The following is a 24,271-nucleotide window of genomic DNA, read 5'->3' on the forward strand; positions in this document are numbered from 1 at the left end:
CTGCTTCCGGACGCGTGCACGGGGTGGGTGCGGCCCGGCCGGGACAGGCGTGACAGGTGCCCCGGCGAGCGCCCTGTCACAGGCACGTTACCCAGTGGGTCGCATTCCTGCGAAACCCCTATTGACCTGCAATTTTGCTTGGATTTCCAAGTAAATCGCAAAAGTCGGGGACAACCACTGGTCACAGCCTTGCAGGCCGCCGGAACAACGGCACGTTATCCCGGCGGCCCACGACGGGGATAGGGGGAAGTGTGTTTGACTGATCTCGTGCCTGAAAAGGGAAAAATCACCGTATTCCTGCTGGATGACCACGAGGTCGTCCGGCGGGGCGTCCACGAACTGCTGGCCGTCGAGGACGACATCGAGGTGGTGGGCGAGGCCGGTACCGCCGCCGACGCGCTGACCAGGATCCCGGCGACCCGGCCCGACGTCGCCGTGCTGGACGTACGGCTGCCGGACGGCAGCGGCGTGGAGGTCTGCCGCGAGATCCGCTCCCGGGACGAGAGCATCAAGTGTCTGATACTCACCTCGTTCTCCGACGACGAGGCGCTGTTCGACGCGATCATGGCCGGCGCCTCGGGTTACGTACTCAAGGCGATCCGCGGCGACGAACTGCTCACCGCCGTACGGGACGTGGCCGCCGGCCGGTCCCTGCTGGACCCGGTCGCGACGGCGCGGGTGCTCCAGCGGCTGCGCGAGGGCAACGCCCCCAAGGGCGACGACCGGCTCGCGAACCTCACCGACCAGGAACGCAAGATCCTGGACCTCATCGGCGAGGGCATGACCAACCGCGCGATCGGCGAGCGGCTGCATCTCGCCGAGAAGACGATCAAGAATTACGTCTCCAGCCTGCTGTCCAAACTGGGCATGGAGCGCCGGTCGCAGGCCGCCGCGTACGTGGCGAGAATCCAGGCCGAGCAGCGCTGAAACCTGGCGAAGGCCCTGACCCCGGCCGGGTTTCCTAAAGGCCGGATAAGGACCAAGGTCCCGCTGATCGGGGGCGGGCTGCCCTGTTCTGTGGACGATCGGTGACAGAGAGTGGATGGCATGTCCACCGATGATCCGACCGACGAACTGCGCGCCATCGAGCTGCTCAACCGGGTCCAGTACGGACGGGTGGCGACGAGCATGCGGGCGATGCCCTTCGTGGCCCCGGCCCGGCACATCGTCGCGGCGGACCGCGTCGTGCTGCGGATGCACCGCGGGATGGGCTACCACCGGGCATGCAGCGGCAGCGTCGTCGCGTACGGCGCCGACAACTTCCACTCCGGCGAACCCGATCTCTGGTCGGTCCAGTTCACCGGCACCGCGAACATGGTCCGGCCGACGCGGGACCAGCTGGAGTTGTTCGGTCCGGGACCGCGTCAGGTGGACGGCGAGCCGTTCGACCCGGTCTATCTGCGCCTGACGCCGCAGTTCGTGACCGTGCACGTCCTCGAATACGCGGCCGAGCCGAGCGGGACCGGAAGCGGCGGTACGAACGGGGCCGAAGGCGGGACCGGGAGCGGGAGCGGCTGCGCGAGCAGGGCCGGGAGCGGGACCGCAAGCGCCGGTGCGAGCGGGAGCGGACGGCGACACGATCGCCACGCTGCGTGATCTATCATTTGACAGGTGCCGCGCTCATCTGCAACGACTGCGACGATGCCCTATGTCGCGACCGCTCCACCCGTGGTCGGCCTGCCCTTCGGCTGCCTGCCCCTCGGTGACCTGCTCCGCCGCTACGAGTACGGCGGCGAACCCCTGGCCTGCCAGCCCCTCGCCCAGGGCCTGCTGAACCGCGGCTACCGGCTCACCACCACCCACGGCTCCTACTTCCTCAAGCACCACCTCGACGGCGACCGCGAGTCCATCGCCCGCCAGCACCGCGCCGTCCGGCGCCTCCAGACCCTGGGCGTGCCCGTCGTCCCGGCCGTCCGGGACACCGAGGGCGGCACCGTCGCCGTCGTCGGCGGCCACTGCTACGCCCTGCACCCGTGGGTCGACGGCCGGCACCGCACCGGCGCCCAGCTGACACCCGGCGCCTCGCGGCGGCTCGGGTCGCTCCTCGGCACCGTACACACCAGCCTGGAACAGGCCATGGGGCCGGCGGCCCCCGACCGCCTCGCGTGCGGCAGCACCCACGCCGGGCCGTGCGACAGCGCGTACGACAGCGCCACTCCCGCCCACACCTTCGCGCTCATCGACGAACTGCTGGCGCTCGCCCGCGGGCGCACCCCGCGCGACGGCTTCGACTCGCTCGCCGAACACCGGCTGCTGGAACGCCGGGCGCTGCTGGAACGCCACGCACACCACCGGCCGCCGCCGGGCGCCGAGACGGCCACCGGGTGGGTGCACGGCGACTTCCACCCGCTGAACCTGCTCTACCGGGGCACCGACCCCGTCGCGATCGTCGACTGGGACCGGCTGGCCGTCCAGCCGCGCGCCGAGGAGGCGGTCCGGGCGGCGGCGATCTTCTTCGTACGGCCGTCGGGGGAGCTGGACCTGGTGAAGGTGCGGGCGTACGCGCGGGCCTACCGGCTGACGGCCGGGGCGGACACCGCCGAACTGGCCGCCGCCGTGCACCGGGTGTGGTGGGAGCGGCTCAACGACTTCTGGATACTGCGCTGGCGCTACCAGCTGGACGACCGAAGGGCCGACCCGCAGTTCCCTGCGGTGTCGGCCCTGGCGGTCTGGTGGACGCGGAGGTACGAGGAGGTGTGCGAGGCCTTCACGGGGTGAAGCGGAGGGCCGGCCCGCAAGCGGATCCGGCCCGGTCCGGCTACGAGGTGGTCCCGCCCGTGGCGCCGTCGGTGACCTCGCCGACCGTGCCCGGGTCCGGCGGCGGGGTCTCACCCGTCGGGTCCGGCGGGTCCGGCGGCGGGTCCGTCGACGGGTCGCCGCTTCCGCCGTCCGTCGTTCCCTGGTCGTCGCCCGGATCGGTGGACGTCGGCGGGTCCGTCGGCTTGTCGGACTCCGTCGGCTCGCCCGTCGGGGTGTCCTGTGTCGGGTAGTCCGGCTGCTGGTGGCCGCCGCCCGTCGAGTCGTCGTCGTCCTCGGAGGGCGTGGTCTCCTCGTCCGTCTTCGACGGCTTCTCGCTCGGCTCCGTGCTCGGGCTCTGCGTGGTCTTCTCGTCCTGCTTGTTGCCGTCGGCCTTGCCGGCCATGTTCACCGCGTACGCCGCGCCCGCCAGGATCGCGACCACCGCGAGCAGGGCGAAGAGCCACATCTTGCCGCGGCCACCGCCCCCGTTGCCGTGGTGGCCGCCGTCGTAACCGCCGTCGTTCGGGTTCTGCGGCGGCAGCAGCGGGCGCTGCGCGGTGTCGCCGTGCGGCGGATGGCCGAGCGCGGACGTCGCGGCGACGCCCATCGCCGGGGTGCTGCCGCCCTCGTGCGTGTCCACGGGGCCGGTGTTCCAGGTGCCGGTGTGGCTGCCCTGCTGCTGGAGCATCTGCATGCCGTACTGGACGAGGCCGCGCATCTCCTCGGCGCTCTGGAACCGGTCGTCCGGGTCCTTCGCGAGCGAGCGCATCACCAGACCGTCCAGCTCCGGCGGCACCACGTCCGAGACCTCGGACGGCGGGACGGGGATGTCCTGCACGTGCTGGTACACGACGGAGAGCGGGGTCTCGCCGGTGAACGGCGGTCGCAGCGACAGCAGTTCGTAGAGCAGACAGCCCGTCGCGTACAGGTCGGAACGGTGGTCGACGGCCTTGCCGAGCGCCTGCTCGGGGGAGAGGTACTGCGGCGTGCCCATGACCATGCCGGTCTGGGTCATCGTCGACTGCGCGCCGTGCAGGGCGCGGGCGATGCCGAAGTCCATCACCTTGACCGCGCCGCTGTCCGTGATGATCACGTTCGCGGGCTTGATGTCGCGGTGCACGATGCCGTGCTGGTGGGAGTAGGCGAGCGCTTCGAGCACACCGGAGACGATGATCAACGCCTGCTCCGGGGGCGGCGCCTCGGCGTTGAGCAGCAGATCGCGGATCGTGCGGCCCTCGACCAGTTCCATCACGATGTACGGAACGGTCTGGCCGCCCACGACATCCTCACCGGAGTCGTACACCGCCACCACGGCGTGGTGGTTCAGCCCCGCCACCGACTGGGCCTCGCGGGTGAAGCGGGCCTTGGAGACCGGGTCCTCGGCGAGGTCGGACCGCAGCAGCTTGACGGCCACGGTGCGGCCGAGCCGGACGTCCTCCGCCGCGTACACCTCCGCCATACCGCCCCGGCCGAGGCGGTACGTCATCCGGTAGCGGCCGTCTCCGACCAGCCCGCCGACGCCCCATGAGTCAGCGGCATCAGGCACTCCGCCGCCTGCTTCGGGTTCGGGTGCCATCAGTCCTCGCCGTCGTTTCTGTCGCGTGCCGCCCGCGTGCGCGGGGTCGCGGTGGTGCCTGGGATGGATGCGGGAATGGGTGCGGGAGTCGGGGTGAATCCCGCGATGGTGCTGTGCCGGTCACGCTACAGGCTTCGTGTGACACACCAATTGGAGATGGACGGGCCATCAAACCCGGTACGGCTGCGCGCACGCAAATTCCATGCTTTTCCTGTAACGCTTCCGAGACTCTTGTTGTGCGTAGGGTCACGGAACGGGCACCTGGCTTGACGTGTCACTGGCCTGCGGCAGACTTGGCCCGTAAATACGGGATCACAAGATCACGGGTCAAGGGATCCGCTGAGTGTCCGGTGAGTGTCCGGTGAGTACGGATCAGCGCGAAGCACTGAATCACCGCGTCGCCGCGCCGAGGGGGAAGCACAGTCATGAGCCACGACGGCGCACAGGGCCGCTACGCGGGCGGTTCGGTCGCGGGCGGCCGGTACCAGCTTCGCGACCTTCTCGGCGAAGGCGGCATGGCGTCCGTCTACCTCGCGTACGACGCGGCGCTCGACCGACAGGTCGCCATCAAGACGCTGCACACCGAGCTCGGCCGTGAGCAGTCCTTCCGCGAGCGCTTCCGGCGCGAGGCGCAGGCCGTCGCGAAGCTGTCGCACACGAACATCGTCTCGGTCTTCGACACCGGTGAGGACGAACTGGACGGCTCGCTCATGCCGTACATCGTCATGGAGTACGTGGAGGGGCAGCCGCTCGGCTCCGCGCTCCAGTCGGACATCCAGCAGTACGGCGCGATGCCGGCCGACCGCGCGCTGAAGGTGACGGCGGACGTGCTCGCCGCGCTGGAGACCAGCCACGAGATGGGCCTGGTCCACCGCGACATCAAGCCCGGCAACGTGATGATGACCAAGCGCGGCGTCGTCAAGGTGATGGACTTCGGCATCGCGCGGGCCATGCAGTCGGGCGTCACGTCGATGACACAGACCGGCATGGTCGTCGGCACACCGCAGTACCTCTCCCCCGAGCAGGCGCTGGGGCGCGGCGTCGACGCCCGCTCCGACCTGTACTCGGTCGGCATCATGCTCTTCCAACTGCTGACGGGCCGGCTGCCCTTCGAGGCGGACTCGCCGCTCGCGATCGCGTACGCGCACGTGCAGGAGGAGCCGGTCGCCCCCTCCTCCATCAACCGCTCGATCACTCCCGCGATGGACGCGCTGGTCGCGCGGGCGCTGAAGAAGAACCCGAACGAGCGGTTCCCGAGCGCCGCCGCGATGCGCGACGAGTGCGCGCGGGTGCTCCCGCAGGACCAGGGCGGCGCCCCGGTGATCGTGCAGGGCGCCCCGTCCACGAGCGGCGCGGGCGTCGGGTCGGCGGTCTTCCCGCCGGTGGACCAGGGGATGCCGGCCCCGCACGGCGGCGTGCAGACGCCGTACCAGCCGGGGGTGTACGGCCCGCCGACCCCCGCCATGCAGAACCCGGCACCGATGCGGACACCGCCTCCGACGTACGGCTACCCGCCGCAGCACAACCAGGGCTACCAGACCCCGGCATCCTCGTACACGATGTCGCCGCAGCAGCAGCCTGCGATGGGGCCGCACGGGGGCCAGGGCGGCGGTGGCGGTGGCGGCAGGCGGAACCTGCCGGTCGTCATCGGGTCGATCGTCGTCGCGGTCGCGGCGATCGGCGGACTGCTCTTCGCGCTCACGCAGGGCGACGACGGCGACAAGGACCCGGACGCCAAGCCCAGCGGCTCGGCCGTCCCCGGCCACCGGCCGCCGGAGCGCAACCGGACCATCGAGAAGGACCAGTGTTCGGACGCGTCCGAGGACGGGGTCGACCCGACCAAGGTCCAGGCACCCGACCTGCGCTACAAGGACATCCTCTCCGTGAAGGAGTGCCTGCGGTCCGCGAAGTGGACGTGGAAGGTGACCGAGGTCAACGACCCCACGCAAGCGCAGGACATCGTGGTCGACCAGTTCCCGAGCCAGGGGCAGGCGGTGCTGCCCGGGGACCAGGAGTTCGAGCTGAAGATCTCCACGGGCAACCCGGAGTAACGGCCTGACGGCTGCCGGTCCGACAGCTGCTGGTCCGACAGCAGTCGGCCTGACGGCTGCCGGTCTGACGGCTGCCGTGACCGCGGGCCGTATCGGCGAGGGCGCGGGAGTGTACGGCTCGCGCGGCGGCCGACTGTCGCCGAGATGCCGCTTCTGTCACCACATGTGACGCTGAGTCGGTGATGTCACGGCTCCACGCGCGCCCCCGAGTGCTCCGCGTGTCCCGCGCGATCGCGGTCTCGGTGGCCGCCCTCCTGATGGCCGCGCCCCTCGCGTACGCCGAGGACCGCGAACCCCCGCGTGCCGGCCCGTCGCGTTCGCCGAGCGCGACCTCGTCGCTGGCGGGGAACGAGGCCGGGCAGGGACGGCCGCGGCCGGGGCGGACGACGGCGAGTGCCGAGGCGTCGCCGGACGGCTCGCAGGGGGCCGTCGAGCCGTCCCGGGAAGCCACGCGTCCGCCGACGTCGCCGAGCGCGAGCGGAAGACCGTCGTCAGGTTCCGCTTCTCCGTCGCCCAGCCGCTCCGCACCGCTCTCCGCCGAGCCGGAGAGCGGCAAGAAGAAAGGGCAGCGGAAGCCGGAACACGAGCGGGAGCCGGACCGCCGGGACGCGAGTGGCGGAGACGACGAAGAGGTCCTTTCGGATGACTTCGAAGGCTCGGAGAACGCGCCCTTCCCGCTCCGTACGCCCCCTCCGAACGCCACCGCGCAGGAGCAGACGAGCCAGGCGATCCCCGAACCGGTCGCCCGCGCAGTCCCCGCGCTGACCCTCGGCATCGGATTGGCACTCATGGGGCTCGGCATCGGTTTTCTGGGTCTACGGCTCCGTCGGCGCTGACTCCGACGCCCCACCCGCGCACTCACACACCCCCTCTGAGCTGCGCCTTCTCCACTCCCGTACATCTCACGACTCCCTTACCTCCTCCTTACGACGGACGCGTGACGTCCCCCTCAAGGCACTTGCCGTCGAGGCCATACTCGGTATACATACTGAGTATGTCGATCCGCCACGGGCTGCTGGCCCTCCTCGAACCGGGACCGCGCTACGGCTCCCAGCTCCGTACGGAGTTCGAATCCCGCACCGGAGCCACCTGGCCGCTGAACGTCGGTCAGGTCTATACGACGCTCAACCGTCTGGAGCGCGACGGCATGGTCGTCCAGCACGGCGAGGACGAAGCCGGCCACGCGCTCTACGTGATCACGGACGCCGGCCGCGAAGAGCTGCGGAACTGGTTCCGGTCACCGGTCGACCGGCGCAGTCCGCCGCGCGACGAACTGGCCATCAAGCTCGCGATGGCCGTCGGCGCACCCGGCATCGACATCCGCCAGGTGATCCAGTCCCAGCGCCACCACACCGTGCAGGCGATGCAGGACTACACCCGGCTCAAGGCCCAGGCCACCGAGGTCTCGACGGACAACCGTGACGACGTGGCATGGCTGCTCGTCCTCGATCAGCTCATCTTCCAGACCGAGGCCGAGGCCCGCTGGCTCGACCACTGCGAGGCCAGGCTCGTCCGGCTCTCGCTGATGGCCGCGCAGAAGGAGAAGCAGGAGAAGAAGCAGCAGCAGAAGGAACAGGAACGGGAAGACGTCGCACCGCGGCCGCAGGAGAAGCCGGCGCCCGCCACACAGGCCGGCCGAGGCCTCTTCGGGCGCCGCTGACACCCCGACACCCGTGCCGCCACCACCGCAGACCTACGCACCAGATCCGCTCTCAGGGGGGACCACCCATGCCTGACCACTCACCACATCCCGTACTGCAACTCAAGAACCTGACCCGCGTCCACGGCAGTGGCGCCACCGAGGTCCAGGCCCTGCGCGGGATCAACCTCGACGTCTTCCCCGGCGAACTCGTCGCCGTCATGGGTCCGTCCGGCTCCGGCAAGTCCACGCTGCTCACCATCGCCGGCGGCCTCGACACCCCCACGTCGGGCCAGGTGATCGTCGAGAACACCGACCTCACCACCGCCAACCGCAAGCAGATCGCCGCGCTGCGCCGCCGCAGCATCGGCTACGTCTTCCAGGACTACAACCTCATCCCGGCCCTCACCGCCGCCGAGAACATCTCCCTCCCCCGCGAGCTCGACGGCACGTCGGCGCGCAAGGCCCGCGTCGAGGCCCTCGCCGCGCTGGTCGAGATGGAACTCGACCACCTCGCCGACCGCTTCCCGGACGAGATGTCCGGCGGCCAGCAGCAGCGCGTGGCCATCGCCCGCGCGCTCGTCGGCGACCGCCGCCTCGTCCTCGCCGACGAGCCCACCGGCGCCCTCGACTCCGAGACCGGCGAGTCCGTACTCGCCCTGCTGCGCAGCCGCTGCGACGCGGGCGCGGCCGGCGTCCTGGTCACGCACGAGCCGCGCTTCGCGGCCTGGGCCGACCGCGTGGTGTTCCTGCGGGACGGCGCCGTCGTCGACCAGACGATCCGCAGCGAGGCCGACTCGCTCCTCTCGGGCCAGGCGGCCGAACGGTGAAGAGCTGGTACCACTCGTGGCGCGCCGCGATCCGCATAGCCCGCCGTGACGCCTGGCGCTTCAAGGGACGCAGCTTCCTCGTCCTCGCCATGCTCGCCCTGCCGATCCTCGGTGTGAGCGCCGCCGATCTGACCCTGCGCAGCGCGGAGTTGTCCTCCGCCCAGCAGTTGGACCGCGACCTCGGGAGCGCCGATGCCCGGCTCAGGGATCCGTCTCTTGACGGTGTCCCCCTCCTGCAGGACCCCAAGGGCGAGATGACCGTTCCGGTGGGGAACTACGAGGAGAAGCCGTGGCCCTCGGGCAGGACCGATGTCCTGGCGGCCGTCCCCCCGAACACGAAGTCACTCGTCGACTCGGAGGGCATGGCCAAGCTCAAGAGCACCCACGGCCTGCTGAACACCCAGATCCGGGAGTTGAAGGCGGCGGACCCGATGGCCGAGGGCATCATGCACCTCGACCGCGGCCGGTTCCCGCAGAAGTCCGACGAGGTCGCCGCGACCAACGCCTTCCTGGAGAGCAGCGGCCTGCGCGTCGGCTCGGAGCTGACCGCACGCGGGCTGGACGCCACGTACCGGATCGTCGGCGCGTACGAACTGCCGGACGCTCTGCGGGAGGCCCAGGTCAACGCGCTGCCCGGCGCCCTGCTGGCCCCGCTCGACAAGGCGCTGGCCGCCGCGGAGCTGCCCGGAACCCAGTCGTCGACCACGTATCTGGTCGCCACGTCCGGTGACGCCGGTTTCACGTGGAACATGGTCAAGGAGACCAACAAGAAGGGCGTCACGGTCGCCTCGCGCGCCGTCACGCTCAACCCGCCGGCCGACTCGGACGTGCCGTACTACGAGCAGGAGGGCAAGTTCGACACCGGCGGGTCCAACCGGACCACCGAACTGGCCATCATCAGCACCGTCGTCGGCCTCGCGATGCTGGAGATCTGCCTGCTGGCAGGCCCCGCGTTCGCCGTCGGCGCCCGCCGCTCCCGCCGTCAGCTCGGCCTGGTCGGCGCCAACGGCGGCGACCGGCACCACATCAGGGCCATCGTCCTCAGCGGAGGCCTGGTGATCGGCGCGGTGGCCGCCGTCGTCGGTACGGCGCTGGGCATCGGCCTGACCTTCGCGCTCCAGCCGGTGCTCGAAGGCTGGCTGGGCAAACGCTTCGGCGGCTTCGACCTGCGACCGCTCGAACTGATCGGCATCGCGCTGATCGCGGTCGTCACCGGCCTGCTGGCCGCGATCGTCCCGGCCGTCACCGCGTCCCGGCAGACCGTCGTGGCCTCGCTCACCGGCCGCCGCGGCATCCGCAAGAGCAGCAGGGTGCTGCCGATCGTGGGACTGACCGCCGTCGCTCTCGGCGCGGGCATCGCGCTGTACGGCTCGACGGTGTCCGACCAGGTCGCGCTCGTCGGAGGCGGCAGCGCCCTCGCCGAACTGGGCGTGGTGGCGCTGACGCCCGCCCTGGTGGGTCTCTTCGGGCGGATCGGCCGCTGGCTGCCGCTGTCGCCGCGGCTCGCGCTGCGCGACGCCGTACGCAACAGGGGCCGCACGGCTCCGGCCGTGGCGGCGGTGCTGGCGGCGGTCGCCGGCACGGTGGCCGTGGCGACGTACACCGCCAGCTCGGAAGCCCAGGACAAGGCGGAGTACGAGGCGTCCCTGCCGCACGGCGCGATCGCGGCCCTGTCACCGGATTCGCCCGCCGATGTCCCCTCGATCCGCGAGAACGTGCAGCGACTGCTGCCGACGGACGTGCGGGCCGACGTGGACCGTGTCGTGGTCGGCAAGAGGAGCTGCTCGTCGTACGGCGGCGGCAACTGCGGGCGGTACGAGATCGTCGTGCCCAAGGCGCACGAGTGCCCGCTGTGGATGAACGACGTCACCGGCGAGGACCCCACCGAGAAGTACTCCAAGGCCGAGCGGCGCAAACTCGCCAAGGACTGGCGCTGTACCGAGCCGGGAGGCGGTGTCGGCAACTCCGGCGGCGACATCCTGATCGGTGACGCGAAGCTGCTGAAGGTACTGAAGATCAAGGACCCGGCCGCGGAGAAGGCGCTGGCGAACGGGCAGGCCGTCTCCTTCCGTAACACCCAGATGAACCCCCCGGGCGACGCGAAGCCCGCAGGCGACGCGGAGGGCGGGGCGCGCGGCGGCACGGTCCCCTCGAAGAACAGCTCGGAGAACGGCTCGCAGGAGGGCTCGCAGGAGGGCGGTCCGAAGGACGGGGCGGAAGGCACCATCGACATCCGCGTCATCGACGCGGCCGACATCGAGGCGGCGGACACGGCCATGATGGAGGGCAAGGAGCCGCCGGGCACCGTCAAGTCGCTCCCCGCCCGTCAGGTCTCCGGCGGCCAGAACGCGTACGGCGTCACGATGCTCGTGCCCGCGGACCTGGCGAAGAAGGCGGGCTTCACGACCGTACCGCTGGGCGCCTTCTACTCGACCGAGCAGCTGCCGAGCGACAAGCAGCAGCAGAAGCTCGACGGCGAGCTCGCCAAGACGGGCGGCGACATCTGGCTGACCGTCGAGAAGGGCTTCACGCCCGAGAACAGCCTCGCGATGCTGGCGCTCGCCGTCTTCGCCGGGCTGATCACGATCGGCGCGGCCGGTATCGCCACCGGTCTCGCCCAGGCGGACGCCGAGGCCGACCTCAAGACCCTCGCCGCCGTCGGGGCGCCGCCCCGGGTCCGCAAAGCCCTCAGCGGCTTCCAGTGTGGGGTGGTGGCCGCCATGGGTGTGCTGCTCGGCTCGGCGGCGGGGATCCTGCCCGCCATCGGGCTGCGCTTCACCGAACGCCGCTCGCAGGACCAGATGTACGCGCAGGCCCTGGACGAGGGTTGGAGCAACGGGATGCAGGCCGCGGCACCGTTCGTGCCCGTGGTCGTCCCGTGGGCGACGCTGGGCCTGCTGCTCATCGCGGTCCCGCTCGGCGCGGCGGTCCTGGCCGCGCTGGTCACCCGCTCGCGGGGCGCGCTGGCCCGCAGGGCGGCGATCTGACACCGGGGAGACCGCGTAGACCAGGCAACCCCGTTCTCTGACGAAGGAAAAATCCTGTGAACCGAACTGACTCGCCGGGGCTCCGCGTGAGCGGCCTCCGCTATCGGATCAAGGGCCGGACCCTCCTCGACAACGTGGAGCTGTCCGTGTCCCCCGGCGAGTCGGTCGCGGTGACCGGCCCCAGCGGGTCCGGCAAATCGACACTGCTCATGTGCGTCCTCGGCCTGATAGAACCGCAGGCGGGCACCATCACCGCCGGGGGCCGGGAGATCACCGGGCTCAGGCCCACGCAGCTCGCGCGGGTGCGGCGGAAGACCCTGGGCATGGTGTTCCAATTCGGCGAACTCCTTCCCGAACTCAGTCCGGTGGAGAACGTCGCCCTGCCGATCCTGCTCGACGGAGGCCGCCATCAGGACGCCTACCGACGCGCGAAGGAGCTACTCGACGAGCTCGGCGTCCCCGCCGGTTCCACCCTGACCGGCATGCTCTCCGGCGGTGAACGCCAGCGCACAGCCGTCGCACGGGCTCTGATCACCGAGCCGGACGTCCTCCTGGCCGATGAGCCCACCGGATCCCTGGACCCCGACGCCAAGGAGGGAGTCGCCCGGCTGCTGTTCACGACCGCCCGTGAGCGGGGCAGCGCACTGCTCCTGGTCACGCACGACCTGACGGTGGCCGCTCGGGCCGACCGCCGGCACGAGCTGCTCGGCGGAATCCTGGCCGAAGCGGGAGCCCTCTGATGCGGGAAGGAGTCCGAACCGCGGGCAAGTTGCTCAGGATCGGTCTCGCGGCGGGCCGCGCCACTCCCGGCGACCGTCTGCGCCGGTGGGGCCTGTTCTGCGCCGCAGCCGCGGTCGCCTTCGTCACCTTGGCGACCGCGGCCACCGTGGCGACGTATCACGGCCGCGAGACCAGAGCGGACGGCAGAGGGCCGGTGATCACTTTCGGCAAGGACGCCAAGCTGCTGTACCGGGAGGCGATCGACTCTGTCGGTTCCAGGCCCGTATCCGTCGTGTTCATCCACCCGCTCACACCCGGGGCTCCGCTTCCTGCCGGTGTGGCCCGCTGGCCGGATCCGGGCGAGGTCCTGCTCTCTCCCGAGCTTGTCAGGACCGGGGGCGACGAGGGCATCTTGAACCGGTACGGGCGGTTCGCCGGAACCATCACCAACGATGGGCTGGTCACTCCCTCCGAGCGGATCGCGTATGTCCGGATGGCGGACAATCCGCCGAAGGACGATCCCAGGTGGATGGGGGTTTCCGCCTTCGGGAGCGGCGGCGGAGCGACGGGAGAGATGGTCGATCAGCCCGCTGTGACCTCCCCCCTCATCGCTCTCTGGGCACTGACCGGGCTGCCCGCCCTCGCCCTGGCTGTGGTCGCCGCCCGGGTCGGCTCCCGCACCCGTGACCGGCGCAGCGGCCTGCTGCAGGCCCTGGGGGGTACATGGCGGCATCGGATGGCTGTCAACATCGGTGAAGCCGCGATTCCCGCAGTCCTGGGGACGCTCGTCGCGTTCGTCCCGTATGCCGTGGCTTGCGTGTGGGACATCCGTCTTGCGCCCACCGGTTACCTTCTCGACCACCGTGACGTGTGGGCGGCATGGCCGACCGCCATGGCGTCGGGTGCCGCATCGCTGTTGATCGTGCTGGGCATCGTGGTGGGTACGCACCGCATCGGCCGGGATGGCACGTCCACCCGCCCCGCCTCTTTCACCTCTCGTGTTCCCGCGTGGCGCCTGGTCGCCTGCGGTGTCGGCGTCGCGCTGGTCCTGACGAGCCAGTACGCGCCCCGCGAGGCCAAGCTCGTCGTGTTCACCTTCGGGACCGTCGTGATGTGGGCCTTTCTCTCCTCGGTCGTCGCGCTCCTCACCCGCCACCTGGGCTCCTGGCTCGCCGCCGACGGGAAGCGCAGGGGGCATGCGGGCCGCATGATCGGCGGACGGTGGACGCACGCGCATCCCGGCGTGATCGTGCGCCTCGCTCTGGCCATGGTGATCGGGATCGGGATCGTCGCGCAGATGCAGGTGTGGACCAGCAGGTTCGGAGTGTATTCACAGGCGGCAACCGCCACGCACCAGCGGATCGAAGATACGGTGATCGAGGTGACCGTCGGCGGCATGAGCACGTCGGAAACGGACCGGTTCCGCTCAGAGCTTCCGGCCGGTTCGATTCTGCTGAACCGGACCTTTCACGATCCGGGAGCGTCCACAGACCCCTGGACGACCATCGGAGGATCCTGCCGCGATCTACGCAGGCTGCGGGTGACCTGTGACGCAGACACCAAGGCAGTGACGAAGAACAGAGCCCCGTCGGCCGAGGTGGAGGAGATGGGTCGCTGGTACAGCGACCTGCGATTCGCAGAGATCCCCCGTATCAGCGTGAAGCCGGACGGCACGCAGTCCCTCGTCGTCGTGACCCCCACACCGGGGCAACTCGTCGCGGTGAAGCAGGCCGCGTTCACACTTCCCAATCCCTCGCTGCAGGTCGAGGCCCTGGGCGGGACCTCGTTGGCGTCCTCGCGTTCTCACCTGCCGAACTGGATCCAGCTGTTCGGCGTCACCGGCATCCTGTTCATTCTCGTGGCCGGTTCGATGAGTGCGGCGGCCGAGTTCGTCCGGGTCCGCCACGCGCTGGCCCCGCTCACCGTCCTGACCGGCCACCGCCGGGTATTTCGCTCCGTGACCTCCTGGCACCTGACCGTCCCGTTGCTCATCTCCACCGTGGTCACCGGGGCCGTGACCGCGTGGCATTCGGTGTTCTTCATCTTCCTCGTACAGGAAGGCTCGGTGTCCTGGGCGGTTCTCGGATTCGGGATCACAGTGTGTGCCGCGGCTTCCCTGGCCGTCGGGTTCCTCGGCGCGCGAGCGGCAGCCCGGGAGGCCAACCGGTGGCGCCCCGCCGCCGATTGAAAGGGCACCACCCGGGTGTCGCCCTCGGCGATGAACGCCAGGCACGCCTTCGGCTGCGGGCGCCGGTCCGACGGTGCGCGTGAGCCCCGTAGGGGAGTGGACCACTCTCTTACGGGGGCTCACCGCGCGTCGGCACCCAGGTGCGAGACAATGGGATTATGGAAATGCCGAGGAACGAACGGTCGCAGGAGAGCAACCCCCATGTCCTCGTGGTGGGACAGGACGGGATGGCGCTCGGCGGCGGACAAGGGGACGACGAGCCGCGCGAGATCCCGGTGACGGAGATGGTCGAACAGCCGGCGAAGGTCATGCGCATCGGCAGCATGATCAAGCAGTTGCTCGAAGAAGTGCGGGCGGCTCCTCTGGACGAGGCGAGCCGGGTACGGCTCAAGGAGATCCACGCCGGTTCGGTGAAGGAGCTTGAGGACGGGCTCGCCCCCGAACTCGTCGACGAACTGGAGCGCCTCTCACTCCCCTTCACCGACGAGGCCATCCCCTCGGAGGCCGAACTGCGCATCGCGCAGGCCCAGTTGGTCGGCTGGCTGGAAGGCCTCTTCCACGGGATCCAGACGGCGCTGTTCGCCCAGCAGATGGCGGCGCGGGCGCAGTTGGAGCAGATGCGCCGGGCGCTGCCGCCCGGCGCGTCCCACGAGGGCGAGGACGCGGAGGACCCGGGCGGGCACGGGGCGATCCGCTCGGGACCGTACCTCTGAGCGGAGTTGGTTCAACAGAGCGCCGGACGGGCCGCGGATGCGGTCCGTCCGGCGCTCTGTCGCGGGGTCGGGCGTGGTGTTACGGGCGTGGCGCTTCAGGCGTGGTGTTACGGGCGTGGCGTTACGGGCGTGGCGTTACGGGCAGTGCTACGGGCGCAGCAGCAGGATCTTGCCGACGTGCTCGCCCGCCTCCAGGGCGCCGTGCGCCTGCGCCGCGTCCGACATCGGGAACGTACGGTCCACCACGGGCCGCACCTGCCCGGCACCGATCAGCGGCCAGACGTGCTCCCGTACGGCCGCGACGATCGACGCCTTCTCACCGAGCGGACGCCCCCGCAGCGACGTGGCCGTGACCGCCGCGCGCTTGCCCAGGAGGGCGGCCAGGTTGAGTTCCCCCTTCACGCCGCCCTGGAGACCGATCACGGCGAGCCGCCCGTTGACGGCCAGGGCCTTCACGTTGCGGTCGAGGTACTTCGCGCCGACGATGTCGAGGATGACGTCCGCGCCCGCCCCGTCCGTGGCCTTCCTCAACTCCTCGACGAAGTCCTGCTCGCGGTAGTCGATCAGGATGTCCGCGCCCAACTCGGCGCAGCGCGCCAGCTTCTCGGGTCCGCCCGCCGTGACGGCGACCCGTGCGCCGACCGACTTGGCGAGCTGGATCGCCATCGTGCCGATACCGCTCGCGCCGCCGTGCGCCAACAGCGTCTCGCCGGGCCGCAGATGGGCGATCATGAAGACGTTCGACCAGACGGTGCAGGTCACTTCGGGCAGCGCGGCGGCCGTCGCGAGATCCATGCCGTCGGGTACGGGGAGCAACTGGCCCACGGGAACGGCGACCCGCTCCGCGTAACCGCCGCCCGAGAGCAGCGCGCACACCTCGTCGCCGACCGACCAGCCCGAGTTCTCGGTGCCGGGGCCGAGCGCGGCGACGCGGCCCGCGCACTCCAGTCCGGGGTACGGGGACGAGCCGGGCGGCGGATCGTAGAAGCCCTGCCGTTGCAGCAGATCGGCGCGGTTGACCGCGCTCGCCACGACGTCGACGAGGACTTCGCCCTCGGCGGGTACGGGATCGGGCACTTCGGCCCAGACGAGCGCCTCGGGGCCACCGGGTTCCGGAATCGTGATCGCATACATGGTCGGGAGGCTACCCGCGGGGCCTGTTCGCAGTACCGATCCCGGGACGGGGCGCGGGAATCGGGCGCGGGCTCGGGAATCGGGCGCGGGAATCACGACCGACCGCGACCGCGACCGCGACCGGGATCGGTACTGGGACCGCGACCGGTTCCGGCCCTGGGACCGGGCTCCCCGGCGGGCCGCGGCGGCCGGGTCAGTCCGCCCTGCTGTGCTCCGGTTTGGGATCCGCCCGCACGATCGTGATCAGCCGGTCGGTGAGCTGGAGCGGGCTGGCCGCCGGGTCGTCGTACCCCAGCAGCCGGTGCCCGCGCAGGACGCTGACCACCAGGTCGTCCGTCTCCCGTACGCTCCGCCCCACCTCGGCCTTTATCACCGGCCGTTCGATCAGGTCGAGACCGCTGCCCTGCTGGATCAGGTCCTCCATCACCGTGCCCGCGACGGGGCTGAGCACGGAGAGGCCGAGCAGCCGGCCGGCCGCGCTGGCGCTGGTGATGACGGCGTCCGCGCCGGACTGGCGCAGCAGCGGCGCGTTCTCCTCCTCGCGCACGGCGGCGACGATCTTCGCCCCCCGGTTGAGCTGACGCGCGGTCAGCGCGACCAGCACCGCCGTGTCGTCGCGCTGGGTGGCGATCACGATCTGCCGGGCCCGCTGGAGTTCGGCCCGCAGCAGCACATCGCTGCGGGTCGCGTCGCCGATGACGCCGACGAACCCGTCCGCGTTGGCCGCCTCGATCACCTTCGCGCTCGGGTCGACGATGACGATCTGGTCCTTCTTGAGCCCGGTGGCGCAGAGGGTCTGCATCGCCGACCGGCCCTTGGTACCGAAGCCGACGATGACGGTGTGGTCACGCAAGTTGGACCTCCAGCGGTTCAGCCGCCACTCCTCCCGGGTGCGCTCCGTGAGGACCTCAAGAGTGGTGCCGACCAGGATGATCAGAAAGAGCACGCGCAGCGGCGTGACGAGCACGACGTTGATGAGCCGGGCACCGTCGCTGTACGGGACGATATCGCCGTAACCCGTGGTGGAGAGGGTGACGGTGGCGTAGTAGACGGAGTCGAGCAAATCGACCGAGTTGTCGGAGTTGTCGTGGTAGCCGGCGCGGTCGATCCAGACGATGAAGACCGTGGTCGCCAGCACCCCCAGCGCCATCAGCAGCCGCTTGCTCACCTGTCGCAGCGGCTGGTCCACGATCCGGCGCGGCAGCTTCACCCGGCTGGTGACCAGGTGTTCATCGGCATGACGCGCCATCGCGTCGTGACCGGGAAGTTTCACGTGAAACACCCGTCATCGGTGGAGGTGGTGGCGTCGGCCCAGGCCGCCCAGGGCAGATCGAGGACTTCCAGCTCGTCCCCCGGGCGCGCGCCGCCGGGCGGCACGACCGCGAGCCCGTCGGCGACGGCGATCCCGCGCAGCATGGCGGGGCCGTTGTAGCGCAGGGGTACGAGCCGGTCGGCGCGGTGGGCGAAGGGCACGAGCCGGGTGTCGTACGGATGGCCGTGCACCTCGTCCCGTACCGGCGCGTGGTACGCGGGCCGGACCGCCCGCCCGCCGAGTGCCCGCAGCAGCGGCTCGGCGAGCGTCAGCAGCCCGGAGACGGCGGCGAGCGGATTGCCCGGCAGGCCCACCAGATGGCGGCCGGAGGCGAGCCTGGCCAGCAGCATGGGGTGGCCGGGGCGTACGGCGACCCCGTCCACGAGCAGTTCGGCGCCCGCCCTGGCGAGCACGGGGTGGACATGGTCGACGGGGCCGGCCGCCGTACCGCCCGTGGTGAGGACCAGATCGGCCTCGGACTCGGTGATCGCCCGGAACAGGGCGTGCGCGTCGTCCGCGACGCGGCGGGTGTCGGCGACTTCGGCGCCGAGCGCGCGCAGCCAGGGCGCGATCATCGGGCCGAGCGCGTCGCGGATGAGGCCGTCGTGGGGCAGGCCGCGCACGAGCAGTTCGTCGCCGAGGACGAGAACGTCGACGGTCGGGCGGCGGGCGGTGAGCAGTTCGTCGTAACCGGCGGCGGCGGCCAGGCCGAGCACCGCCGGGGTCACCACGGCCCCGGCGGGCAGGAGTTGGTCGCCGGATCGGCACTCCTGGCCGCGCGGACGGATGTCCTGGCCCTGGACCACCTCGCGTTCGGCGTGGAGGTGGCCGGTGGTGTCCGTGCGGGCGTGCTCGCTGCGGATCACGGCGGTGGTGTCGGGCGGGATGCGCGCGCCGGTGGCGATCCGTACCGCCGCGCCGTCGGGGAGCGGGGTGGTGGCGGCGTGCCCGGCGAGTATGCCGGGGGCGGACGCCTTGGACGCGGTGTCAGGGGTGTTCGGGGTGTTCGGGGTGTTCGGGGTGTTCGGGGTGGGCCGCACCGGCCGTACGGACCAGGGGCCCGGCCCGGACACCGCCCAGCCGTCCATGGCGGAGGTGTCGAACGACGGGAGGTCGGTGAGGGCGGCCAGGGGCTCGGCGAGGACGTGTCCCAGGGCCTGTTCGAGAGGGACGCGCCGGGTGGGGGCGGGGGTGGAGGTGGCTTGCGCCGTGGACGCCGAGCGGGCGGAGCGGGCGGCGATCGCGCGGGCCTCGGCCCACGGCGTGGCGCGGTGCCTGCTCGTACCGGCGGTGGGCTTCGGGGGTGTGCGGTGGTGGTCGGGGTCCGGGGCGGGCTCGTCGCCGGGACCCGCGTCCGGCTGTCTGGCGAACAGCGCGAGGACGTCCTCGACGCCGTCGACCTCGCGGTCCTGAGCCGTCATCCGGCGTCGGCCCCCTCGGTGCCATCGGTGCCGCCGGCCGTACCGCTCGGGTTCGTCCCGCCCGTCCCGCCCGTCCCGTTCGACCCGTCCGCCTCGTCGGCCCAGCGCAGGGCGAGCGCCGTGGCCTTGCGCGACGCCTCGGCCACCGCCTCGGGACCCCCGCCACCGGCCGCCGCACGGCCCGCCGCGTACCCGACCAGGAAGGTCGTCAGCGGCGCGGCGGGCCGGGCGACACCGTGCGCGGCGTCGCGGGCGAGATCGAGGAGGACGGTGATGTCGACGTCCAGCTCGTAGCCGAGTTCGTCCTTGACTGCGGTGATCCATTCGTCCAGCACGGTCCCATGCTCCCTGATGCGTGCCCGCGCCGCGGAGATGTCTTCCCAGGTGTCGCAGTCGAAGGATGCGAGCGGGTCGGCAGCCGCGGCGACCCGGGCGAGGTCGAGTTCATGCGTCAGCAGTCGTAGCGGCAGCCCGACGAGATTGCCGTGTTCGGTGGCGAGGAGGGCGATCTCACGGCGCAGCGGCTCGGTACGGTACGCCGCGACCAGCGGCTGATCGCGGCCGTCCGGGTCGGTGAGCAGCGCGCCTTCGCGTCCGCCGTCCGCCGCGAGTGCGTCCAGCAGCCGGTCCGTCGTCTCCCGCTTCAGGAACGGCAGATCCGCGGACAGCACGAGCACCGTGTCCGCCTCGACGTGCCGTACCCCCGCGTCGAGCGCGGCGACCGGGCCGCCGCCGGGCGGCTCCTCGCGCGCCCAGCGCACGGGCCTGGCCGTGGGCCGCCGGCCGCCCACGACAACGGTGCGCGCGGCACCGCCGCACGCGCCGAGCACCCGGTCGAGCAGGGACCGGCCCCCCACGCTGACGGCGGGCTTGTCGACCCCGCCGAGCCGCTTGGCGGCACCTCCGGCGAGCACGATGGCGTCATGGGCGGTCGTGGTCATGGCTGAAGTATGGTCCGCGATCGCCCGTCCGAACGTATGCGATGTACGACCGTGATGTACGAGCGGGCTGCACGGCCGTGGTGCCGGAGGGGTGCTGGGCCGTGTCCGACGCGGGGCGCCGTCGTCGACGCGTGCGATCGCACGGCGCGGATCGTTGCCGGCACGACCCGGCCGGTGCCGTGCCGTGCCGGTGCCGTGCCGGCGACGGCGACGTGGCATCACCCGCCTGTGGGGCGGAGCCGTGCGCGGACGCGACATCACGAACACGTCCCCCGGCGCCCGGTCTACAACGTGCGCAGCAGCACCGCCGGTTGTTCCACACAGTCCGCCACGTAACGCAGGAAGCCGCCCGCCGTGCCGCCGTCGCACACCCGGTGGTCGAAGGTGAGGGAGAGCTGGACGACCTGGCGTACGGCCAGCTCGCCCCGGTGCACCCACGGCTTGGCGACGATGCGGCCGATGCCGAGCATCGCGGCCTCGGGCTGGTTGATGATCGGCGTGGAGCCGTCGACGCCGAACACGCCGTAGTTGTTGAGCGTGAACGTGCCACCGGTCAGGTCGCCGGGGGTCAGCTTCCCCGACCGGCCCGCCTCCGTCAGCCGCGCGAACTCCGTGCTCAGGGACTCCGCCGAGCGGTGCTGCGCGTCCCGTACGACCGGGACGACCAGCCCGCGCTCGGTCTGGGCGGCGAAGCCGAGATGGACGTCGCGCAGCCGGACGATCTCCCTGGCCTCCATGTCCACCGTGGAGTTGAGCTCCGGGAACCGCGCGAGCGCGGCCGTGCAGATCCGCGCCAGCAGGGCGATGAGGGAGATCTTCGGGCCGCCCGCCGCGTTGGCGGCGGTCCTGGCCGCCATCAGCTCCGTCGCGTCCGCGTCGACCCAGCAGGTCGCCTCCGGGATCTCGCGCCGGCTGCGGCTGAGCTTGTCGGCGACCGCGCCCCGTACGCCGCGCAGCGGCACCCGCTCGCTGACCCCGGCGGGGGCGGGGGCTGAGGCGGGGGCGGGCGTGCGCTCGGGGGCGGTGGTGGACGGCGCCGGTACGGCCTGCCCGATGCGCTCGATGGCCAGCTCGACGTCGCACCGCAGGATCAGCCCGTCCCGGCCCGATCCCGCCAGCGCCCTCAGATCGAGCCCGTTCTGCCGGGCCAGCCGCCGCACCAGGGGCGAGATGACCGGAACGGGTCCGGACCGCTCGGGCACCGATGCCGGTACGGGATCGACCAGAACGGCAGGTGCCGCGGGTGCCTGGGCAACCGGGCGGACCCGGCGCCGCCGGGCGGCCGGAGCGCCCGTGCCGTACCCGACCAGTACATTCCCCGACGTCTCGGCCGATCCGGCCCCGGCACCCGAGGCCGCGTCGGAACCCGCGGCGGCCGACACCGACACCGGCGCCGGCTCCGAAGCTCCCACCGCCACCGTCAGCAGCGGCGAGCCGACCGGCAGCTCCGTGCCCTCCTCGCCGTACCGCGCGGTCACCACGCCCCCGTAGGGGCACGGCACCTCCACCATCGCCTTGGCCGTCTCGACCTCGACGACCGGCTGGTCGATCGCCACGACGTCGCCGACCGCCACCAGCCAGCGGACGATCTCGGCCTCGGTCAGCCCCTCACCGAGATCCGGCAGCTTGAATTCGAGCACCTGGGCCATCAGCTGTCCGCCTCCCACTGAAGCCGCGCGACCGCGTCCAGCACCCGGTCCACACCCGGCAGATGGTGCTGTTCCAGCATCGGCGGCGGATACGGGACGTCGAATCCGGCGACCCGCAGCACCGGCGCCTCCAGATGGTGGAAGCAGCGCTCGCCGATCCGGGCGGCGATCTCCCCGCCGGGCCCGCCGAACCCGTTGGACTCGTGGACGACCACCGCGCGCCCCGTGCGCCGTACGGAGGCGACGACCGTCTCGTCGTCGAAGGGCACCAGCGAACGCAGGTCCACCACTTCCAGGTCCCAGCCTTCCGCCCGCGCCGCCTCCGCCGCCTCCAGACAGACGGTGAGGGAGGGGCCGTACGTGACCAGCGTGGCGCTCAGTCCCGTACGCCGCACGACGGCCCGGCCGATCGGCTCCACCGTGGCAGGCGCCTCGGGCGACCACCGCGCCTTCGACCAGTACAGCCGCTTGGGCTCCAGGAAGACCACCGGGTCGTCGGAGGCGATCGCGGCCCGCAGCAGCCCGTACGCGTCCTCGACCGTCGCCGGGGTGACGACATGGAGGCCCGGCGTCGCCATGTAGTACGCCTCCGAGGAGTCGCTGTGGTGCTCGACACCGCCGATCCCGCCGCCATACGGCACCCGGATGGTGATGGGCAGCGGCAGCGCGCCGCGCGTGCGGTTGCGCATCTTGGCGACATGGCTGGTCAGTTGCTCGAACGCCGGATAGGCGAAGGCGTCGAACTGCATCTCCACGACGGGCCGCAGCCCGTACATCGCCATGCCGACGGCCGCCCCGAGGATGCCCGCCTCGGCCAGCGGCGTGTCCGTGCAGCGGTCCTCGCCGAACTCGGCGGCGAGTCCGTCGGTGACCCGGAAGACGCCGCCGAGCGTGCCGACATCCTCACCGAGGACGTGCACGGCCGGGTCCTCGGCCATCGCGTCGCGCATCGCGCACCGCAGCGCCTGCGCCATGGTGGCCGGCTTCGCCGCCCTGGCGGTCTTCGTGGCCCTGGAGGCAACGGTCGTCATCGCGCCTCTCCCTGCCCCGGTGCGTCGTCCTGTCCGGCTGCGTCGTCGGCCGGCTCGGCCGACGCGTCCAGCTCGGCCCGCAACTGGGCCGCCTGCTCGCGCAATTGCGAGGTCTGCTCCGCGTAGACGTGCGCGAAGAGGTCCATGGGGTCCAGCTCCGGCTCGGCGTTCATGCCCTCGCGCAGCCGCGCGGCCATCGCCTCCGCGTCTTCGGCGGCCTTTCTGATCCCGTCCTCGTCGAGCATCCCGCGCTCCGTCAGCTCGTGCTCCAGCAGCCGGACCGGGTCGTGCGCGCGCCACGCCTCGACCTCGCCGTCACCGCGGTAGCGCGTCGCGTCGTCCGCGTTCGTATGAGCCTCGATGCGATAGGTCACGGCCTCGACGAGCGTCGGGCCGCCGCCGCTCCTGGCCCGCCGCACGGCCTCGGCGAGCACCGTGTGCACGGCCGGCGCGTCGTTGCCGTCGACCAGCCTGCCCGGCATGCCGTAGCCGACGGCCTTGTGTGCCAGCGAGGGCGCGGCGGTCTGCTTGGCGAGGGGGACGGAGATGGCGAAGCCGTTGTTCTGCACGAGGAAGACCACGGGGGCCTTCCATACGGCGGCGAAGTTCAGCGCCTCGTGGAAGTCGCCCTCGCTCGTGCCGCCGTCGCCCACCAGGGCGAGCGCGACCACGTCGTCGCCCTTGAGGCGCGCGGCGTGCGCCAGCCCGACGGCGTGCGGGAGCTGAGTGGCCAGCGGTGTGGAGAGCGGGGCGACGCGGTGCTCGCGCGGGTCGTATCCGGTGTGCCAGTCGCCACGCAGCAGCGTGAGGGCCTGGACGGGGTCCAGGCCGCGCGCCACGACGGCGAGGGTGTCGCGGTAGCTGGGGAAGAGCCAGTCCCGCTCCTGGAGCACCAGGGCCGCGGCGACCTCGCAGGCCTCCTGGCCGGTGCTCGACGGGTACACGGCCAGTCGGCCCTGCTTGGTGAGGGCGGTGGCCTGCGCGTTGAACCGACGGCCGCGGACCAGCTCCGCGTAGAGCCGCAGCAGCAGCTCGGGGTCGGCGTCCGCCACGGCTTCCGTACCCAGGACGCGATACGGCTCACGGTCGGGGAGCAACGGGGCGGGGTCCGTGCGCGGCTGCCACGCCGGGGGCGGGGTGGACCGGTGGACGACGGCACCCGGGGGCTCCTGGACCGTCGTGCTGCTCTTCTTCAACGCGTGCACCTCCTCATGGGAGCGGGCATGGGCGGCGCATGAGTGTGGTGCGCCTCACCTACCGATTGTTCGGTTGCCGCGCCATTTTGGCTACTGGCGCCTTCAGCCTGTGGACAAACGGTTCTGCACAGCCTGGGATGGGCA

At 71.6% G+C, this 24,271-nt stretch carries 19 protein-coding genes; 11 read left to right on the forward strand and 8 right to left on the reverse strand.

The window, feature by feature from the left end:
- Positions 1–267: 267 nt before the first annotated feature.
- The 3 genes from OG700_RS19055 to OG700_RS19065 all read left to right on the forward strand — a co-directional run bounded on the left by OG700_RS19055 (position 268) and on the right by OG700_RS19065 (position 2,718).
- A complete protein-coding gene (locus OG700_RS19055) occupies positions 268–927 on the forward strand; it encodes a response regulator (RefSeq protein ID WP_405615117.1) in 660 nt (219 codons plus the stop codon).
- Positions 928–1,047: 120 nt separating this feature from the next.
- Positions 1,048–1,596 (forward strand): pyridoxamine 5'-phosphate oxidase family protein, encoded by a 549-nt coding sequence (locus tag OG700_RS19060; protein WP_405615119.1) that lies wholly within the window; start codon positions 1,048–1,050, stop codon positions 1,594–1,596.
- A 45-nt stretch (positions 1,597–1,641) separates the two neighbouring features.
- Positions 1,642–2,718, forward strand: coding sequence for a phosphotransferase (locus OG700_RS19065; RefSeq protein WP_405615121.1), 1,077 nt, complete (start codon positions 1,642–1,644; stop codon positions 2,716–2,718).
- A 40-nt stretch (positions 2,719–2,758) separates the two neighbouring features.
- Here OG700_RS19065 and OG700_RS19070 read toward each other — a convergent pair whose 3' ends face one another.
- Positions 2,759–4,315, reverse strand: coding sequence for a protein kinase domain-containing protein (locus OG700_RS19070; RefSeq protein WP_405615123.1), 1,557 nt, complete (start codon positions 4,313–4,315; stop codon positions 2,759–2,761).
- Between the two features lie 425 nt (positions 4,316–4,740).
- Between OG700_RS19070 and OG700_RS19075 the strand changes: the two genes are divergently transcribed.
- The 8 genes from OG700_RS19075 (at position 4,741) to OG700_RS19110 (ending at position 15,443) form a co-directional block, all read left to right on the forward strand.
- Positions 4,741–6,366, forward strand: coding sequence for a protein kinase domain-containing protein (locus tag OG700_RS19075; RefSeq protein WP_405615125.1), 1,626 nt, complete (start codon positions 4,741–4,743; stop codon positions 6,364–6,366).
- A 218-nt stretch (positions 6,367–6,584) separates the two neighbouring features.
- A complete protein-coding gene (locus OG700_RS19080) occupies positions 6,585–7,202 on the forward strand; it encodes a hypothetical protein (RefSeq protein ID WP_405615127.1) in 618 nt (205 codons plus the stop codon).
- Between the two features lie 158 nt (positions 7,203–7,360).
- Positions 7,361–8,026: a PadR family transcriptional regulator gene (locus tag OG700_RS19085; protein ID WP_405615129.1), complete on the forward strand. Its 666-nt coding sequence runs from the start codon at positions 7,361–7,363 to the stop codon at positions 8,024–8,026.
- Positions 8,027–8,094: 68 nt separating this feature from the next.
- Positions 8,095–8,835 (forward strand): ABC transporter ATP-binding protein, encoded by a 741-nt coding sequence (locus OG700_RS19090; RefSeq protein ID WP_405615131.1) that lies wholly within the window; start codon positions 8,095–8,097, stop codon positions 8,833–8,835.
- Entirely contained in the window at positions 8,832–11,822 is a 2,991-nt protein-coding gene (locus OG700_RS19095) for an FtsX-like permease family protein (protein WP_405615133.1), read from the forward strand. The genes OG700_RS19090 and OG700_RS19095 overlap by 4 nt, the downstream gene beginning before the upstream one ends.
- Before the next feature lie 56 nt (positions 11,823–11,878).
- On the forward strand, positions 11,879–12,562 hold the full coding sequence (locus OG700_RS19100) for an ABC transporter ATP-binding protein (RefSeq protein WP_405615135.1): 684 nt from the start codon (positions 11,879–11,881) through the stop codon (positions 12,560–12,562).
- A gap of 194 nt (positions 12,563–12,756) precedes the next feature.
- Positions 12,757–14,730 carry a permease gene (locus OG700_RS19105; protein WP_405615137.1) on the forward strand — a complete coding sequence of 658 codons (1,974 nt, stop codon included), beginning with the start codon at positions 12,757–12,759 and terminating at the stop codon, positions 14,728–14,730.
- Between the two features lie 158 nt (positions 14,731–14,888).
- On the forward strand, positions 14,889–15,443 hold the full coding sequence (locus OG700_RS19110) for a bacterial proteasome activator family protein (RefSeq protein ID WP_405615139.1): 555 nt from the start codon (positions 14,889–14,891) through the stop codon (positions 15,441–15,443).
- Between the two features lie 147 nt (positions 15,444–15,590).
- Here the strand turns inward: OG700_RS19110 and OG700_RS19115 are convergent, their stop codons facing one another.
- The 7 genes from OG700_RS19115 to pdhA all read right to left on the reverse strand — a co-directional run bounded on the left by OG700_RS19115 (position 15,591) and on the right by pdhA (position 24,127).
- The gene (locus OG700_RS19115) at positions 15,591–16,577 is read right to left on the reverse strand and encodes an NAD(P)H-quinone oxidoreductase (RefSeq protein WP_405615141.1); all 987 of its coding nucleotides are present in this window, start codon (positions 16,575–16,577) and stop codon (positions 15,591–15,593) included.
- A 193-nt stretch (positions 16,578–16,770) separates the two neighbouring features.
- Positions 16,771–17,850, reverse strand: coding sequence for a potassium channel family protein (locus tag OG700_RS19120; protein ID WP_405615143.1), 1,080 nt, complete (start codon positions 17,848–17,850; stop codon positions 16,771–16,773).
- Positions 17,847–19,310, reverse strand: a complete 1,464-nt coding sequence (locus tag OG700_RS19125; protein WP_405615145.1) for a molybdopterin molybdotransferase MoeA — start codon at positions 19,308–19,310, stop codon at positions 17,847–17,849. The genes OG700_RS19120 and OG700_RS19125 overlap by 4 nt, the downstream gene beginning before the upstream one ends.
- A complete protein-coding gene (locus OG700_RS19130) occupies positions 19,307–20,251 on the reverse strand; it encodes an NTP transferase domain-containing protein (RefSeq protein ID WP_405615147.1) in 945 nt (314 codons plus the stop codon). The genes OG700_RS19125 and OG700_RS19130 overlap by 4 nt, the downstream gene beginning before the upstream one ends.
- Positions 20,252–20,535: 284 nt before the next feature.
- Complete coding sequence (locus tag OG700_RS19135; RefSeq protein ID WP_405615149.1) at positions 20,536–21,900, reverse strand: dihydrolipoamide acetyltransferase family protein; 1,365 nt, start codon at positions 21,898–21,900, stop codon at positions 20,536–20,538.
- Positions 21,900–22,931 (reverse strand): alpha-ketoacid dehydrogenase subunit beta, encoded by a 1,032-nt coding sequence (locus tag OG700_RS19140; RefSeq protein ID WP_405615151.1) that lies wholly within the window; start codon positions 22,929–22,931, stop codon positions 21,900–21,902. The genes OG700_RS19135 and OG700_RS19140 overlap by 1 nt, the downstream gene beginning before the upstream one ends.
- A complete protein-coding gene (gene pdhA / locus OG700_RS19145) occupies positions 22,928–24,127 on the reverse strand; it encodes a pyruvate dehydrogenase (acetyl-transferring) E1 component subunit alpha (protein WP_405615153.1) in 1,200 nt (399 codons plus the stop codon). Before pdhA ends, OG700_RS19140 begins: the two co-directional genes overlap by 4 nt.
- Positions 24,128–24,271: the final 144 nt, after the last annotated feature.

The sequence above is a fragment of the Streptomyces sp. NBC_01508 genome, from assembly GCF_045040315.1.
Classification (GTDB): domain Bacteria; phylum Actinomycetota; class Actinomycetes; order Streptomycetales; family Streptomycetaceae; genus Streptomyces.

Coding starts and splice junctions, on each gene's coding strand:
- OG700_RS19060 (WP_405615119.1), top strand. CDS start 1,048: ATGTCCACCGATGATCCGACCGACGAACTGCGCGCCATCGAGCTGCTC.
- OG700_RS19065 (WP_405615121.1), top strand. CDS start 1,642: ATGCCCTATGTCGCGACCGCTCCACCCGTGGTCGGCCTGCCCTTCGGC.
- OG700_RS19070 (WP_405615123.1), bottom strand. CDS start 4,315: ATGGCACCCGAACCCGAAGCAGGCGGCGGAGTGCCTGATGCCGCTGAC.
- OG700_RS19075 (WP_405615125.1), top strand. CDS start 4,741: ATGAGCCACGACGGCGCACAGGGCCGCTACGCGGGCGGTTCGGTCGCG.
- OG700_RS19085 (WP_405615129.1), top strand. CDS start 7,361: ATGTCGATCCGCCACGGGCTGCTGGCCCTCCTCGAACCGGGACCGCGC.
- OG700_RS19090 (WP_405615131.1), top strand. CDS start 8,095: ATGCCTGACCACTCACCACATCCCGTACTGCAACTCAAGAACCTGACC.
- OG700_RS19110 (WP_405615139.1), top strand. CDS start 14,889: ATGGAAATGCCGAGGAACGAACGGTCGCAGGAGAGCAACCCCCATGTC.
- OG700_RS19115 (WP_405615141.1), bottom strand. CDS start 16,577: ATGTATGCGATCACGATTCCGGAACCCGGTGGCCCCGAGGCGCTCGTC.
- OG700_RS19125 (WP_405615145.1), bottom strand. CDS start 19,310: ATGACGGCTCAGGACCGCGAGGTCGACGGCGTCGAGGACGTCCTCGCG.
- OG700_RS19130 (WP_405615147.1), bottom strand. CDS start 20,251: ATGACCACGACCGCCCATGACGCCATCGTGCTCGCCGGAGGTGCCGCC.
- OG700_RS19135 (WP_405615149.1), bottom strand. CDS start 21,900: ATGGCCCAGGTGCTCGAATTCAAGCTGCCGGATCTCGGTGAGGGGCTG.
- OG700_RS19140 (WP_405615151.1), bottom strand. CDS start 22,931: ATGACGACCGTTGCCTCCAGGGCCACGAAGACCGCCAGGGCGGCGAAG.